18 protein-coding genes are annotated in these 14643 nt (G+C 63.3%); 2 read left to right on the top strand and 16 right to left on the bottom strand.

The annotated features are described in order from the left end of the window. Genes CFB39_RS40765 through CFB39_RS09915 form a run of 5 tightly spaced genes read right to left on the bottom strand, consistent with a single transcriptional unit; the run spans nt 1 to nt 5246 of the window. Nucleotides 1-2235 carry a hypothetical protein gene (locus CFB39_RS40765; RefSeq protein WP_256991385.1) on the bottom strand — a complete coding sequence of 745 codons (2235 nt, stop codon included), beginning with the start codon at nt 2233-2235 and terminating at the stop codon, nt 1-3. 60 nt (nt 2236-2295) lie between these two features. Then, nucleotides 2296-2958 (bottom strand): DUF2612 domain-containing protein, encoded by a 663-nt coding sequence (locus CFB39_RS09900; RefSeq protein ID WP_089472918.1) that lies wholly within the window; start codon nt 2956-2958, stop codon nt 2296-2298. Next, nucleotides 2958-4139 (bottom strand): baseplate J/gp47 family protein, encoded by a 1182-nt coding sequence (locus CFB39_RS09905; RefSeq protein WP_089472919.1) that lies wholly within the window; start codon nt 4137-4139, stop codon nt 2958-2960. The genes CFB39_RS09900 and CFB39_RS09905 overlap by 1 nt, the downstream gene beginning before the upstream one ends. Further along, nucleotides 4136-4489 carry a hypothetical protein gene (locus tag CFB39_RS09910; RefSeq protein WP_089472920.1) on the bottom strand — a complete coding sequence of 118 codons (354 nt, stop codon included), beginning with the start codon at nt 4487-4489 and terminating at the stop codon, nt 4136-4138. Before CFB39_RS09910 ends, CFB39_RS09905 begins: the two co-directional genes overlap by 4 nt. Nucleotides 4490-4496: 7 nt before the next feature. Next, nucleotides 4497-5246, bottom strand: a complete 750-nt coding sequence (locus tag CFB39_RS09915; protein ID WP_089472921.1) for a Gp138 family membrane-puncturing spike protein — start codon at nt 5244-5246, stop codon at nt 4497-4499. A gap of 9 nt (nt 5247-5255) precedes the next feature. On the opposite strand from CFB39_RS09915, the gene CFB39_RS09920 reads away from it, so the two are divergent. After that, entirely contained in the window at nt 5256-5627 is a 372-nt protein-coding gene (locus CFB39_RS09920) for a hypothetical protein (protein ID WP_089472922.1), read from the top strand. Here CFB39_RS09920 and CFB39_RS09925 read toward each other — a convergent pair. From CFB39_RS09925 to CFB39_RS09960, 8 genes are read right to left on the bottom strand one after another with little or no spacing between them, the layout of a single operon-like run. After that, nucleotides 5624-6592, bottom strand: a complete 969-nt coding sequence (locus CFB39_RS09925) for a hypothetical protein (protein WP_089472923.1) — start codon at nt 6590-6592, stop codon at nt 5624-5626. The two genes, CFB39_RS09920 and CFB39_RS09925, sit on opposite strands and share 4 nt — an antisense overlap. Beyond that, a complete protein-coding gene (locus CFB39_RS09930; RefSeq protein WP_089472924.1) occupies nt 6589-6906 on the bottom strand; it encodes a hypothetical protein in 318 nt (105 codons plus the stop codon). Before CFB39_RS09930 ends, CFB39_RS09925 begins: the two co-directional genes overlap by 4 nt. After that, a complete protein-coding gene (locus tag CFB39_RS09935; RefSeq protein ID WP_089472925.1) occupies nt 6906-7481 on the bottom strand; it encodes a phage baseplate protein in 576 nt (191 codons plus the stop codon). Before CFB39_RS09935 ends, CFB39_RS09930 begins: the two co-directional genes overlap by 1 nt. Further along, nucleotides 7478-9766 carry a mannosyl-glycoprotein endo-beta-N-acetylglucosamidase gene (locus CFB39_RS40770; RefSeq protein WP_256991386.1) on the bottom strand — a complete coding sequence of 763 codons (2289 nt, stop codon included), beginning with the start codon at nt 9764-9766 and terminating at the stop codon, nt 7478-7480. Before CFB39_RS40770 ends, CFB39_RS09935 begins: the two co-directional genes overlap by 4 nt. Then, nucleotides 9759-9890 carry a hypothetical protein gene (locus CFB39_RS40775; RefSeq protein ID WP_256991387.1) on the bottom strand — a complete coding sequence of 44 codons (132 nt, stop codon included), beginning with the start codon at nt 9888-9890 and terminating at the stop codon, nt 9759-9761. Before CFB39_RS40775 ends, CFB39_RS40770 begins: the two co-directional genes overlap by 8 nt. A 59-nt stretch (nt 9891-9949) precedes the next feature. Beyond that, nucleotides 9950-10510, bottom strand: a complete 561-nt coding sequence (locus tag CFB39_RS09950; protein ID WP_089472926.1) for a phage tail assembly chaperone — start codon at nt 10508-10510, stop codon at nt 9950-9952. A gap of 2 nt (nt 10511-10512) precedes the next feature. Continuing rightward, nucleotides 10513-10953 carry a phage protein gene (locus CFB39_RS09955; RefSeq protein WP_089472927.1) on the bottom strand — a complete coding sequence of 147 codons (441 nt, stop codon included), beginning with the start codon at nt 10951-10953 and terminating at the stop codon, nt 10513-10515. 15 nt (nt 10954-10968) lie between these two features. Next, complete coding sequence (locus CFB39_RS09960; protein ID WP_089472928.1) at nt 10969-12444, bottom strand: DUF3383 domain-containing protein; 1476 nt, start codon at nt 12442-12444, stop codon at nt 10969-10971. Between the two features lie 202 nt (nt 12445-12646). On the opposite strand from CFB39_RS09960, the gene CFB39_RS09965 reads away from it, so the two are divergent. Further along, nucleotides 12647-13120 carry a hypothetical protein gene (locus CFB39_RS09965; RefSeq protein ID WP_089472929.1) on the top strand — a complete coding sequence of 158 codons (474 nt, stop codon included), beginning with the start codon at nt 12647-12649 and terminating at the stop codon, nt 13118-13120. Between the two features lie 39 nt (nt 13121-13159). Here the strand turns inward: CFB39_RS09965 and CFB39_RS09970 are convergent, their stop codons facing one another. The 3 genes from CFB39_RS09970 to CFB39_RS09980 all read right to left on the bottom strand — a co-directional run bounded on the left by CFB39_RS09970 (nt 13160) and on the right by CFB39_RS09980 (nt 14620). Continuing rightward, the gene (locus CFB39_RS09970; RefSeq protein WP_089472930.1) at nt 13160-13705 is read right to left on the bottom strand and encodes a hypothetical protein; all 546 of its coding nucleotides are present in this window, start codon (nt 13703-13705) and stop codon (nt 13160-13162) included. Continuing rightward, entirely contained in the window at nt 13702-14079 is a 378-nt protein-coding gene (locus CFB39_RS09975; protein ID WP_089472931.1) for a hypothetical protein, read from the bottom strand. The genes CFB39_RS09970 and CFB39_RS09975 overlap by 4 nt, the downstream gene beginning before the upstream one ends. A gap of 61 nt (nt 14080-14140) precedes the next feature. Next, nucleotides 14141-14620 (bottom strand): hypothetical protein, encoded by a 480-nt coding sequence (locus tag CFB39_RS09980; RefSeq protein ID WP_089472932.1) that lies wholly within the window; start codon nt 14618-14620, stop codon nt 14141-14143. Between the last annotated feature and the right edge of the window lie 23 nt (nt 14621-14643).

Genomic DNA, 14643 nt, shown 5'->3' on the forward strand with positions numbered 1-14643 from the left:
TTAGAAGCTATACCCAGAGATCATGAAACTGCCGCTGTTAAACGTGCCGCCACCGATGGTAGAGGCCCAATAGAGCGTCTGAGCTGTCAGGACCGGAACATCTCGGAACATGCTGACGTACGTATAGATGTTCGTACTCGCGTTGGCCGTTGCGAATTGTTGATCCCCCAAGCCAGACGAATCAGAAGCCACGCTCGTGGCTGCGTTAAATGCCGGCTGCGACGACGACGAAGCTTGGCACGTCACCTGAAGCCACCCTGAGCACGAAATCGCATTCTTCGGGATGATCGATGACACCGAAACGGCCGCGAATTCGGGCACTTGGCTCGTAGACGTTGCCGCCGTCGTTCGCTGGAAATCAAGCCGTCTGTCTCGCTGAAGCGCTTTGATGAACTGTCCGCTGCCATTCGTCGGCCATACGCTAACCAGTGCGCTCGCCGTGTAGCCGGCCGGCATGCTCCCCGCGCTGTAGACGCTCGGCGCAACCGAGCCAGTGCAGTTGGTCGCCAGCAGCGCCGATGCGCCCGTCGTGGGGTTGTAGATGGCGTACAGCGCAACGTAACCGGACGCCGGAGCGCTGCCGGTATCCATGCCACCTGCACCGGTCGTCGCGAGATTGATCGCCTTGTTGAAGTTCGCAAGACGGATCGGGGCACCGCCGAGTGCCGTCTCAACGACAATCTCGTCCGCCGTGAACACCGCGCTCGCGCTCGCCGAGGCGACGGACATTTGAGCGTTGCGTGTGGTGCCGACCACACCGCCCACTCCGTTCGCGAAAGAGGTTGTCGCGAGCTTCGTGCTGTTGTCGCCGGCGGCTGGAGTCGTGCCGAGAACAGTCGTGTAGCTGGACAAGTACCACGCGCCGCCGTTGCTGACGAACTGAGCTTGCTCGCCTGCGTTCAGGCCGAGCGTATTCGCAGTCACTCCGAACTGATTGTTGATGCTCTCCGATGCATTGCCCTTGACGGTCATGCCGATCGGCGTGCCGATCGTGATCGTCGCGCCGTTGGGAACACCGGCCACCGGCGGCAATGTAAGCGTGATGCCGGCGCCGTATGCCCAAATGAATGCCCCCACGTGACCGCCGTTCAATGATGACGTAGTGGCAATACCTTGGATGCTGGAATACGACTCGCCGGCCTGTTTTACGAAGGCCGTCGTTGCGATCCTGGAGCTATTGTCTCCGGCGGCAGCCGTCGTTCCAAATTGGCTGAACAACTCTCCCGCCACATCCCACTTTATGCTGCTTTCGTTAATCAGCTCGAAGAAGCCGAAAACACCGACCGGGAAAGTGTAGGTGTCGGCCCCGCTAGTAGGCACGTTCATTTGCCCGGTTTTATTCGCCGCAAGAACGGAAGCAATCGGCCCTGCATACTTGAATACACGGATTGCAGATCCGCCAGGAAAGGCGGTGGCATCCGGCAACGTCAACGTGCCGTTGCCGTCCCAAGTAATCATTGCCCCAACGTCAATGGCACTTAGAGTAGCGTTGCCAACATATCCTCGTGCAGACCGGTAATTACCGAGAGCTCGCTGCGTGAATGCAGTCGTCGCGAGCTTCGTCGAATTGTCGAACTGCGCAGCGGTTGTCGCCTTTGGCGTCGGGGAATAATTGCAGATCACTACCCAATTGCCGTCGCTGGCCAGCTTCACCACTGCGTTTTGATCGATCTGGAGCGTCGTCGCCGAGTTTCCCTGATCGTAGATGTTTGCTGACGGCGTGGCGAGAGTGACAACACCATTGCTCACGTTAGAGAACGTGAGAGACAAATTCGTGGCGGACGGATTCGGGAGCGTGATCGTATAGCCGCCCGCGCCAGCACACTCAATCCAAGACCCACTCGCGGCGTTGGTGATTGACGTGGCGCCGTAAACAACTTGGCGCGCCTGGAAGTTACCGTTCGCCTGCTGAACGAAGGCGGTCGTTGCAAGCTTCGTGCTGCTATCGAACTGCGGAGCCGTGATCCCCGCTGCGTTGATAGCCGCCTGAAGGTTTGCCAATAGCGTCGCCGTCGTACCGTCATCGACCGAGTTCTGGCCGGAGAAGTTCGCCGTGAATTGCGCGAGCACGGCGGCCATGATCGAGCTCTGACGCCATACCTTGTTGAGTTGAGCCGACAGCGCCGTACCAGACTGAAAACCGCCCAACCGGGCCGTGAGTGCGGCGTAAGTCGCCTGATCGATAACGTTCGGGGAACTGCCCCCACCGAACACGAGAAAGTCGTTGGTTGCCATCAATGCTCCGAGCATAAAAAAAGCCACCCGAAGGTGGCTTGCAGACAATGCGATTGGTGGTTAAACGGGCCTGCTCCAGGCTCCGACGTCGAACCCGGCCACGAGCTGATTGCTCATGTCGAATCCGAACAGAGGTGATCCGTCGACGGTCGTCACGATCGTGTAGTTGACGCGAACGCCTTCGGGCTTCAGGGGGATGTAACCGCCGGAGAGCAGCGCAAGGAACGTCGCTGGCGGAACCTTTCCCGCAATGCCGATCGTCATCGACATGTCCTGGTGATCTTCGATGAAGACGTGCGTGTCCGCGTCGAAGATGCTGTTCAAGATCGCCGCGCTTTGCTCGAGCGTCCCGTCCCAGTGATTCGCGCCGATCTTCGCGCGGATGACCAGCCGGTAGGTGTCGTCGTCCAGCACGGTCAGCCCGGTATCAGGATCGAACGGCCCCTTCCAGGTACCTTGATCGAAGCCGAGGCCCGCGATGTCGAACGAGAAGTAGATCCCGGTCAGCGGCGTGCGGATACGGCGCGACACACCGACCCACACCCCAATCGTGTCGAGCTGGTCACCTACCGCGACGTCCAAGTCGAATTTTCCAGGCATGCTCTCGATCAGGTTCATCTGGTCGACGAGCGGCTGCACCAGTGTCGACACCACCGCCATGAACCGCGGTTTGTCGCTGTGCTCGGACGTGATCAGCGCGGCGTATTCGGTCAGGTCAGCCATCAGGTCACCACTAACGTCACGTTCGCCGGCGTGCACGACGCAGCCTCGTTGAACAGCAGCGCGACATCCGGAGTTCCGGCGCCACGCGGCCCAGCGAGCGTCAGCCCAGACAGCTTGAACGTCACCCCACCGCCGACGCTGTTCGCCGCGGTCAGGGCGTCACCCCATTCGACGCTGCCAGATAGGCCGCCGCCGATCTGCACGCCGTTGATGTAGTCCGACACAGCCTGCTGAATCTGCTGGCCCGCCTGGCTGGTGTAGCCGGTGAGCGCTTTGATCGTGACGGTGGCGCTAATCGGAGCACCAACCGGCCGGAAGAAGTTGATCGTGATCGGTCGGCCGTAGATGTCCGTGACGACAATCGAGGTCGTGCCGAACGTTCCAGCGCCTGGCGTCTTCTTCGCTGCGATCGCATTCGCGATCGCCGTCGCATCGCCACCCTCGACGACGAGCGAAATCGAGTGCGACGGGATGCCGTTGGCGTCGGTCGAGCTCGTGTCATTTTCATAGGCGACGTATCTCGTGACGCCGGGAACGTTCGCCACCGCGCCGATGATGCCGTCGAGCACGGTGAGCGATGGCAGCGCCGTCGAAACCGTCTGCCGCTGGCGCAGCGCTGCGTCGGATTCGACGGGCGCACCCTCGGCGGCATCCGCCGGGTTCGTCACCGACTGCCAGCCGAGCGCCGGCGTCGCGATCTGGTTGATCGTGCCCGCGCGCGCGGATACGTCGCCGATGTTCGCGCATGTTGCCGTCACCGTGATCGTCCCGCTCGGCGGGATCGTCACCGTGGCCGGCAGCAGCCACTGCACGCCGTTCGCGTCCTTCGCCGCTCCGTTTGTGATCGACTTGCCAGCCTGCCCGACCAGTACCAGGTCGGCGCTCGAATACGACGCGACCTTCCGCGCGATGCCGTTGATCTTGACGTTGCTCGACAGCGCGTCGCCCTGCGCTGTCGCCGGGCTGAACGACCGGTAGATCGCGATCGCAACCGAGTTGACATCGCTAATCGCCTTCGCGAACACGCCGAGCAGCTGGCCGTCCTGGCTGTCCGGTTCCAGGTACGTGTCTGCGCCGTAGATAGAGCGGTACTGGTCCTGCAGGAACGCGAACACATCCGCGTACGTCGGCGCGGTGATGCCGTTCGCGTCGATAGTGGGTGCGAGAGTCGTGATAGTCACAATGTCGCCTGTACCGTGGTGGTGCCGTAGATGGTGTTGATCGTCGCGGTGACGGTCAGCACACGCGTCTCCGGATCGGCTGTGCTCGAATAGCTCGTCAGCTCAGTCACGCCTTGCGTGCCGAGGATGCACTGGCGGATTGCCGCGTCGTACTTGCCGCTCGTGTACTTGCCGAGCACGTCGGTGTCCCACGGCATGCCAGCCGTCTTGTCCAGGAACCATTCGCCGCGCAGCAGGCGCAGGCGTGTCAACACAGCCTGCCCGACCGTCTCGGGAGTATTCACGAGGAAGTCGGCCGCGCCCCCGCCGAAGACATAGTCGCCTTCAGCATCGAGTTTTCGGTATCGCATGGGAATCTCAGTTGACCGGGCCGGTGTTGCCGCCCTGCGGATCGGAGTGCGTGTGCGTGTCGTCGACGCGCTTGCCGTTCGCCGTGATCTGGCCGATCACGTTCAAGATACCGTTGAACACCGCGGCGGCACCGCTCGCAGCGCTACCGACCATGCCCCCGACGAACGTCAGCAGACCGGTGATCGTCACGGCAGCCGAGAACGTAGACAGCGGCGCGACGACGTCGAAGCCGCCCGGCGCTACGATCTTCACCTTCTGCACCGTCGGATTCAGGTCGATGTACGTCGCGCCGTCGTCGCTACGCAGTTGCGTCGAACTGCCGCTGATGCCGGCGAGCGCGCGCGGCCGCGATCGAAACCCGAGCAGTGCGAACCCGTCTGACAGGTCGTGCATGCGCAGCTCGGCCTGCTCCTGCACGCCGCCCGACTGCCACCAGGCGTCAACGCAGCGCGAGGCGAACACGACGAGGCACTCGTCGCCCGGCGCCACGGGGAACGTCAACGTACAATTTCCGCCGGCTGGGAACTGGACCGGGCAGTCGACCAGCAGCGGTAGCGCGACGCTCTGGATCGTGCCGTCGATGCCGCGCACCTGCGCCTTGATCGCCGGCTGCACGCTGCACGTCGGCGGCCGGTCGGCGGCGCTTTCGAACGACTGGATGATGCCGGGCAATGCTGTCCAGATGCCCGCGCGCAAACCGTCGAACGCTTCACGCAGTGCGACCTCCGGGTCGCCTACCCTTTCACGTCGATCCATGGGAAGAAAATGAAAAAACTGCTGTTGACCGCTGCGCTGCTCGCGCCGCTCGCCGCCGTCGCTGACGACGCCTACGTCTATCCGTTCGCCGGCATGAAGATCGGCGTGACTGTCGAGAACGAATTCCCGACCATCCTGTACACGACGAAGAAGTGCGACCTGCCGCTCGCAAACGCGAAGAACATGCGGCGCTACGAGTCCTACCGCGGTGTGTGGGACATCGGCTGCTGGGGCGAGACGATCGACGGCGATGCCGTGATCATCGTGCCGAAGATGCCGACGAAGTCGATGCCGCTCAATGTGCTCGCGCGCGCAGATGTGAAGCGCAACGGCGAGAGCACGACGATGACCATCAAGGCCCTGCCGACGTATGGTCGCTAGCCGTACCTCTTGATGACGTCGGCGGACGGGACAGCCGCCTTATCCTTGAACGAATCGGGCAGCACCGTGACATCAGCCGCGAGGCAAATCACACTCGTGTACCACTCTTCGCCGCGCGTGTCCCCGCTCACCTCCGCGAGCATCACGTAGTAGAAGCCGTCATCTTGCAGCTTCGCCTGCATCTCGATCCGCGCGTTCTCGGCCTGCTGGCCGACGTTCAGGCTGTACTCGTACTGCTGGATGCTCGCGTTGTCCAGCCAGATCAGCCGGCCGATCTTCACGCTCGGGTTCAGCAGCATCTTCACCTCGATGCCGTTCGCCGTTTGCTGCGGCAGGCTCACCATGCCGGTCGCCGACGTGATCACCGGGATGTCACCCGGCATGTACGCCGTCTCCGGCACCATCACCACCTTGCCGTCCTGGATGCTCCAGACCGTCTGCGTGGTCTTCGCGATCCCGCGCAGGAAGTCGCGCGCCATCCCGAACATCACCTTCCCGCGCGGCAGCGGATTCGATGTCACCTGCGGCATATAGCCGAGCGACACGCCGTACGGGTTCATAGCTGCCGTGGCCACGGACACGTGATCGGTCGCGACTGACCCGGCCGCCAGCGTCGTGTTGACCACGGCAAAGTTGTACGCCGAGTCACCATCCGCCGCGGTGATGTCGAGGAACGTGTCGGTCTGGCTCTCGCGCCCGCGCCGCACCTGCTTGATCTGGCCGTCGAAGATGATCCCGTAGTTGCCCTCATAACCGGCCTGCAGCACGACGCGCGTGAACTCCTTCTGTGCGCGCCGCGCCGTCGTCGCGGACACGTTGTAGACGCGGATGCGCGCCGAGTTCGGTGTTTGCAGGTCGCCACGCTGCACGCGGAACACGATCCGGAGCTCGGACAGGTCGAGTGCCTCCCCGCTGTCGAAGCCGATAATCAACGAGACCTTCCGGCCGAACTGCTGAACGCTCATTGGTCCGTCACCCAGAAAACATGCGATCCGATGCCGAGATCCTCGTAAGTCGGAACGTCGTCCGGATCAGCAGCACCCTGCACCCACAGCCGCCCTTGGAACCCCAAATGCTTGTACTGGCCGAGTAGGTCGATGCCCGTCACCAGCGGGATGCCGGACACCAGCGGGTTGTCCGAGGCGTCCGCGATGTCCAGCACCCATCCCGCGCCTCCCACCTTGCGGTACTGGACAGTCAGGCGATAGTCGGTCCCGCTCAGCGTCACGGTGAAGCGCTCCGGCCGCGGAGAAAACGGAATCTCGAAGAAGCTCGGCATCACATACTCCCCGGCGGCACTGCACCGCCCGGTGCTGGCGTCGCCGGCATGGCGGCCTTCGTGCCGCCGTTGCCGGTCTCGGCCGTTGATGCCGGATCTGCCTGGTCCTCGCGCGGCGGCAACTTCGTCACCTGCGTCGATACGATGCGGATCTGCTTGAGCGTCGCCGTAAGGATCAGCGCGCTCGACGTCTTCTCGTCAGTGGTTAGCCGCAGCCCCTGCAGAAGCATGTTCTGGTAGGTTCTGCGGCTCGTCGTGACGTCGAACGGCGTGCGCGACTGCTGCAAGGCGAGCAGCTGCGAGTAGATCGCGTTGACGTACTGCGCCGATGGCAGGCCGCCGCCGTCAAACGTCGCCTCGGCAGCGCCGAGCAGCGCCTCGTAGTCTGCGTTGCTCCAGCCACAGCGCATCGAAACATCCGGCTGGCGCTTGAACGCGTGATCGGTGATCTGCGCCCCTTGCTCGACCGGATGCTCCGTGATCGTCAGCTCGTCGTTGTAGACCTCCTCGATCGCGACCTGCACCGTAATGCTGCCGATCTTCTTCGGCGAGATCATGATCATGTCGAGGATCATGCAACTACTCCCTGAAGGTTTCGAACCAGGTCGGAATTCACCGCACGTTGCTCGCGCTCGACCGCGCGGCCCGCCGCGGACGGGTCACCTGCACCATTCACGTGAATCTGCGTGGTCTGGTTCACCTCGACCTTGTTCGTAGTCGCCGACGCAGTCGCCGCTTGTGCCATCGCAGCTGCCGGAGGTTGATAGGTCGCGCGAGTGTTGCGAAGCGCGGCTTCCATCTCAGCGGCGGAGATACTCGCGCGATTGTTGCCCTTGCCAGCGTAGTAGCTACGGCCGGTATCCGGGTCAGCCACGCTAGCCCACTCACGCGACGCCGCGCGCAACGCCGCACGCAAGTCATCGCTACGTCCTTCGACATAATCGGAGATTGCCCGCCGCTTATTGCGCACAAGGTACTGTTCGAAGATCCGGTCCTGCAACTTCCGGTCGAATATCTCGGACCCGTTAAGTTTCAACCCGCGCGCGGCCTCGGCTAGCGTCGTACCGATGATCTGGTAGCGGCCCGCAGCGTTGAACTGCCCCGCGCGCTGCGCGGCCATCACTTGCGCCAGCGTCATGCCTTCGAGGTTCTCAGTGCCGGCACGGTAACCACCGCGCGCGCCGCGGTTCACGCTGTTGTAATCGCCTTCGCCGCGCGCGATCAACTTGCCGAACGCCGTGTCCGCGAGCTGGCCGAGCCGACCGGCAAGACCGTTGTCTCCAGGCGCCGCAACACGCTCGATCCGCGCCGCCGGCGGCGACTGCGGTGTCGGCTTTGACGGGCTGGACGTTTCCGAATTCGGTACGGATACCTTTTCGCGAGGCTGCGCCGGTGCTGAAGCCGGAACCGGCGGGCCTGACGGAGCCGATGCCACCGCCGGAGCTAATGCTGGTGTCGGTGCCGGTGCCGGTGCCGGTGCCGGTGCCGGTGCCGGTGCCGGTGCCGGTGCCGGAGCTGATGCCGATGCCAGGGCCGGTGCCGGTGCCCCCGACGCTGCCCGGCCGGGATTCGGTCCCTGCGCATCGGATGGTGCCAGAGTCGTTGGTTGATCAGTTCGAGGCGGTGTTAGCTTTGCACCGCCACCGTCCTTCACGCTGTCGATTTCCTCCTGCGTGTAGCCGCCGGTCGAGTCGAGGCCGCGCCGATCCTTCAGCGTGAGGATGTCCCACAGCGAGCGGAAGCGGCCACCCGACAATTTGGTGATCAGGCCGTCGATCTGATCACGGACGCCGTCTCCGATTTTCCAACCGAGGAATGCAGCACCGACGGCGGCCGCGCTCGACGCGAGGGCCGCAAGCTCTACACCCATCGCCGAAAGCAGACCTGTTGCGCCGCTTGCGGCTGCGCCACCCGCGCGGAGCGCCCCGACAATCTTCCAGATACCACCTACGATCTTGAACACGCCCAGGGCCTTCAGCGCCAGGCCGAGCAGCAGGATCTTCGTTGACCAGCCTTCGGTGCCACGATCGAGCTCGACGAACTTGTCCGCAAGCCATGCCAGCGGCGGCCCCATCGCTGCGGCCGCCTTCACGACCGCGTTGGCGACATCGGTGATCCGGTTGGCGATCTCATCGCCGTGCTCGTCCATCCAACGCTGGAACCGTTCGAGCTGCGGCCCGATCTTCTGCAGCATCGCGCCCTCGACGCGGATGCCGAGGTTCTCGAACGACGTGCCGAGCCCGCGCAGCTGCGTCATGAAACGGTGCGAGTCGTCGGCCGCCTTGTCGAGGCCGGTCGACTTCGACATCTCGCGATACTGCGCCAGTAGCTTCTCGAAGTCCCCGTTGCGCATCGCGAGCATCAGGTTCTCGTCGATGCCGAGAATGTTGCCGTATTGGCTGGCAAGCCACGTCGGCTTGTTCGCCAGCGACTTCCCGAGGTCCGACATGATGTCGACCGTGTCGCGCAGTTCGCCGTTCGCGTTGCGCGTCTGCACGCCGAGCGTCGAGAGGTAACCTTCGCCGGCCGGATTGTTGCGCAGGAAACGCGCGAGGTTCTCGATCGTGCCGGTGGCCGCCTCCGCCGAGACGCCCATGTTCCGCGCGGCGAACTCGAAGCCGCGCAGGTTGGTCGCCGACGCGCCCGTGCGCTGCGACACGAAATACAGGCGCTCGAGTTTCGACGCGAATGCCGCAACGCCGGCGCTCACCGTGAGCGCGGCGCCAGACACCGTGGCGATCAGCTGCTTGACGCCCTTCGTCGTGCCTTCGACGCCTTCCTTGAAGTTCTTCAGGCCCTTCTCGTCGACCTTGAAGCCGAGCGCGACCAGGAACTCGCGGATGACGACCGAATCAGCCATTTTCTCTTTCCATCTTGCGGCGGAACGCCGCTTCGTTGTCCGCCCGGACGGCGAGTGAATCGTTCATGAGCGCGATGTCGGCCAGGCCGAGCGCTCCGTCGAGCAGCGACTCGTAACGGCACATCTGGGCGTGCACCGGTGCGAGCAGCCAGTCCTCGCCGCCGGGCAGCGTGCGAATCCAGCCTACGTCGCCGCCGGGCTGCTCGCTTGGCTGGTAAGCAGCCCGCTGATAAAAGGGCCGAGGTTCGCCACCACGACGCGCACGACGAGCGGCAGCATCACGTCGATGCCGATGTCGTCGAACATCGATGTCTTGTGAGCGGTGTTCCATACCTTCGCCCAGCCCGGCCCCTGCCAGCGCTCGACAACGGAAAGGCACGTGCCGAAGACATACTCGGCGTCCTCGTCCTTCAGGCCGGCCAGCGCGTCGGCGAACGGCTGCAGCACCGGGGCGATCGCGTCGACCAGCGAGAGCAGCTCACGCGAGCGTTCGGCCTCGGGTGCCGGCGATGCAGTGCCCCACGCTTCCGTCTTGCTGGCGCCTTCGAGCGCCGCGAGCGCTGCATTGGCGCGCGCCTGCTCGCGCACGACGTCGGCCTGCTCGAGCTCGGCGTAGAACTTCATCAGCACGGGGATCATCGGCGGGATGATCGGCGCGATACGCCGCGACACGTGGAACTGCTGCATCGCGCTCAGCTTGCCGATCGCGTACCGCGCGCCGTTCAGTTGGACTTCAGTCGTCATGCTCAGTACGTCCCGAGGATGTTGTCGATCTTGATCGCGTCGAAAACCCATTCGACGATGTCGCCGTCCTTCGCGTACTTCAGATCCGGCGCCTTCTTGAACGCGCAACTGCGAGCTGTCGTCACGTCACCGGCGGCCGTCTGCCGAACCTCGATCAGGTTCTTGCCCCACAGCCGACTGTCGAGCGACTGCGCGTCGTACAGCGCCATCAGCTTCGCGTTGATCGGCGCGGTCTTCAGGTAGCGCAGCGTGACCTGACCGGACTTGTCGGCATGCAGGCTGTGCATACCTTCGCCGTCCGAGCCGATCGTCATCGTGTTCTTGTCGCCCGCGCGCACGATCGTGATGCCTTCTTCCGCAGTCGCTTCGCCATAGCCGAGGGAGAACGCGCCGCCCGGGCCGACGATGGTCGACGCGACGTCCTGAAAGCTGTAAGTCGTCATGTTGTGTTGCCCCTATTAGCGGTTGACGTTGACGAGAATGTCAACGCTGTGGATCGCGCCGGCTTCCTTAGCCGCGACCTGAAACGTGACCGACTTGCGGGCCTCGCGGTCGGCCTGCGACTGCGTGGCGATCGGCGGCGCATAGACGTAGTAGCCCTGCGCCAGCGTGTCGCCCTGGTTCAGCGCGCCGAAGCCGGCCGAGTTCCAGACGCCCGGTGCGAGATAGCCGTTGTTCACGCCAGCCTCGCAGGCCGACGAGATCGTCGCCGCAATTTGCGCGTTGCCGCCATCGGTCTGCGGGATCTTCGTGGGGCTCTGGTACAGCAGGTTGTAGACGTCCGTCTCGATGCGGTTGCGGAACCAGATCGCGTTGTAGACGGAGTCGGCAAAGAGGCCGCTCGGCGTCACGCCGTATTGGATGATCGATGTGTCGTTGCTGTAGTTGACGAACACGTTGCAGTTCTTCGCCTGCAGCGTGTTCGCCTGCGTGCTGGTCAGCTGCTCGGCGGCGACGCTCGGCTCCTGCTTGAACATGAGCGTGATCGTCGTGTTGTTGCCGTTGAAGTTCACCGTCAGCAGCCGGCCGAGCAGCGACGTCGCCGCGTACGGCGTCGCGCTCGAGTACTGCACGATCGTGTACTTCAGCTTCAGCGCCTGCAGCTTGCTTGCGATGTCGGTCGACACGGTCGAGTCGAGCACCTGCGGGTTTTGCGTCGTGATGCCGTAGATATGGCGCTGATCTGCCTCGATGAACGTTGCGACCGCGATGTGCTGCGTGTCGGTGATCGACGCGTCAGCGAAGCCGAGGCCGAGGAACTGGTTCGCGAAGCGGTCGAGGAACACCGCAGCAGCGTCGACCGGCTGCTCCGGTGCAATACCGGCCGCCGGCGTACCGGCGAGGCTGCTGGTCAGGCCGAGCATGGACGAGACGTCCGTGCCGCTGCCCGGCGCAGTCGCGTAGCCGACCGTCGAGCTGGTGCCGGACGTGCTCGACGTCACCACGAACTGCGAGCCATTCCACACGATCGTCGCGCCGGTCAGCTTCGCGTTGATCACCGTCGCAACGCCGTTCAGGTTCGTTTGCGCCGAGAAATCGAGCGCGGTGACCGTCTTCGCCGTGCCGTCGATCGAGATGTTGAATGCGCCCGTCGTGATCGCCTTCCAGGCAGTCATATCTTGCTGCGCGGTCGACAGCACGCCGCCGCGCAGCGAGCCGGACGTCGCCATCTTCGCCCACCGGCCGATCATCAGCTGTTGAGGTTGCGGCGTCTGGTTGAAGTACAGAGCCGCGGCGTAATACTCCGGCGTGTTCGTGCCGAAGTCGGCCGCCACCTCGGCGATTCCGCCATACGATCGGGCACGCTCGTTGGTGTCGATGATTGCGGACGGGCCGAGAATCAGCCCGGTGTTCATATTCGCACCCTGGGCCGCGAGCGCGGCCAGGTTGATCGTCACGTTGATAAGACGCGACACAGGGAGACCAGTTGCCATAAGTAGCCCCAAAAAAAGAAAAGCCGCATTTAAGCGGCTAAGTAAAAACAGATCCGGAAATATGCACTCGGAATCAACAGCGAGTGTGAATGGTCTTCGTCATCGAGCATCCCCAATTTTGGGGATGCCCCCGATCATATTTCTCTGACAAGATCGCCTTCGCGCACGCCAACTGGTATGCGTTGACCACAAGGAGACCATGATGGGCAACTCTGCCGCAGCAAAGGAACATGTTTTCTGGGCAATTTGGCATGAGGGCGTAGAGATTTACTACACGCCCGCCGAACATTGGCTTAAGAGGGATGCCGATCCGATAATGCAGATCGTCCGTCCAATTGCGCGTTTGCGCGAAGAAATCATGTACAAGCAAACGCACAACGATACGGCACGAAATTTGATAGCCGGTCTAAACGATGACGAATTAATGTCGATTATCGATAAAGCGGCCCAGGAAATCCCCACACTTCGCCTTGGTGGAGATACTTTGGCCGGCCATTTCCGGTGGGTGTGCTTCCATGAGGGATGGCTGCCCGAATTCCGGCAATGGAATGCTGATCGACTGTATCGGTCAATCCGAGGCAAGTACCATGAAATGGAAGATCACAATACCGACGCCCGTAACCTCTTGGCCGCGGTCGACAACAGGTTCATCAAAGCACTGATTGACAACTTATAAGCAGTTGCCAGAGAGATCGATACGTCACGACTCGCCCCCTCACCGTCGCGTGAAATCTGCCGACACGATGTTCAGAACGGCATACGTCCGGGTGATCTTGCGGCGCAGCGTCACGGTAATGTCGTAGCGCCGCACCCACTGCTGGTTGACCAGGTCGGGCGCTGCGCGAATCGGGCCGACGCTGACGAACGCCATGTCGTGCAGTTGAAGCTGCTCGCGGTTCTGCGGAATCGCGAGCCCATCAGTAAGCCGCTGCGCGTAGCCCTTCGCGCGCGGGCCGTAGAACGTGCACATCACGTCGACGTCCTGATGCCGGATGTACGTGTCGTGCCCATCGCCGGTGCCGTCGTGCTGGATCGCCGGCCCGGCGTCCGGCTCCTGCTCCTGCACGCCGAAAGCGCACCAGTCGACGGACGGCTCCGGTTGCTTCGGCACGGTTTGCTGCCAGCGCGGCCGCACGAGGTCGGGCGGCAGCACCGCGATGCCCGCGATCAGGTCATGGACCAGATCGTCGAGGGCATCGTCCTCGGCCGGCGGCGCATCGACGGCTGGCGCCAGGTAGCCGCCGGTCGAGCTGTCGTTCATGATGTCCCCGCGAGAGGTTTGATGTCGCACGTCGCGCAGACGAAGCCGCGGCCGAAGTGCGAGTAGTTGTTCACGTTGACTACGGTGTACGTGGTGCCGTCCCAGATCACCTCGTCGGCGTCGCCACCCACGGCGCCGTCGCGCAGCCGGAAAGGCGTGTGCAGAGTGATCGAACCGATGATTCGGCTGCCGTCCGCGTTGCGGTGCAGGATGTCGCCCCTGTCGCTCGTCACGACGGCCGAGAACGGCGTCGATGCCGCGGTGTTCTGCGCGCGGCCGTGGCCGTCGACTGTCTGCGTCATGCGATTGCAGATCAGGCCCATGTCCATGAAATCCGGATCGAGCAGAACGTCGGTGACGTCGAGGAAAGCCATAGCGCGGACACCAACGAAAAAGGGCCGCACGCGGCGGCCCTTGGAGCGGAAAAACTGGAAGCTACTTCTTGCGAACCACGTACGTAATCGCGTTGCGATACTGGCCCGTGTCGACCAGCGTGTTCTCCCGCGTGACGCCGCGGCGCCGGCGCGCGGCCAGCGTCGATTCAGCCAATTCGGGAGCGACGTTGCTGTTGACCTTCGCGCGCACCGAGTTCTGCGCCGCGATACCGGCCATGCTGAGCCGGCGCTGGACCTGTTCGAGGTCGCCATCGAGCGCAGCTTCGACGCCCTTCTGCAACTGCGGCTCGAACTTCGGCCGCGCGTCCTGAACTCCCGGCACCAGATGCGGGCGCGCCGGGATATTGTTCGCCGGCGAGCCGTTTTCCATGATGTAGCCGATCTCGGCGTTGCTGAGCGGCGAACCTTCGTCCTTCCGGCCGGCGGTGCTGTCGGGCACGCCGACGAGCACCTCCTTCTGCACGAGCCCGCTGATCGACTTCAGCACCTCGTCGAGGCGGTCAATTTTCATGCTGCCCATGGGATTCTCCCGACGGGCTGCGG

Origin of the sequence: Burkholderia sp. AU6039 (assembly GCF_002223365.1) — a bacterium.
Classification (GTDB): Bacteria; Pseudomonadota; Gammaproteobacteria; order Burkholderiales; family Burkholderiaceae; genus Burkholderia.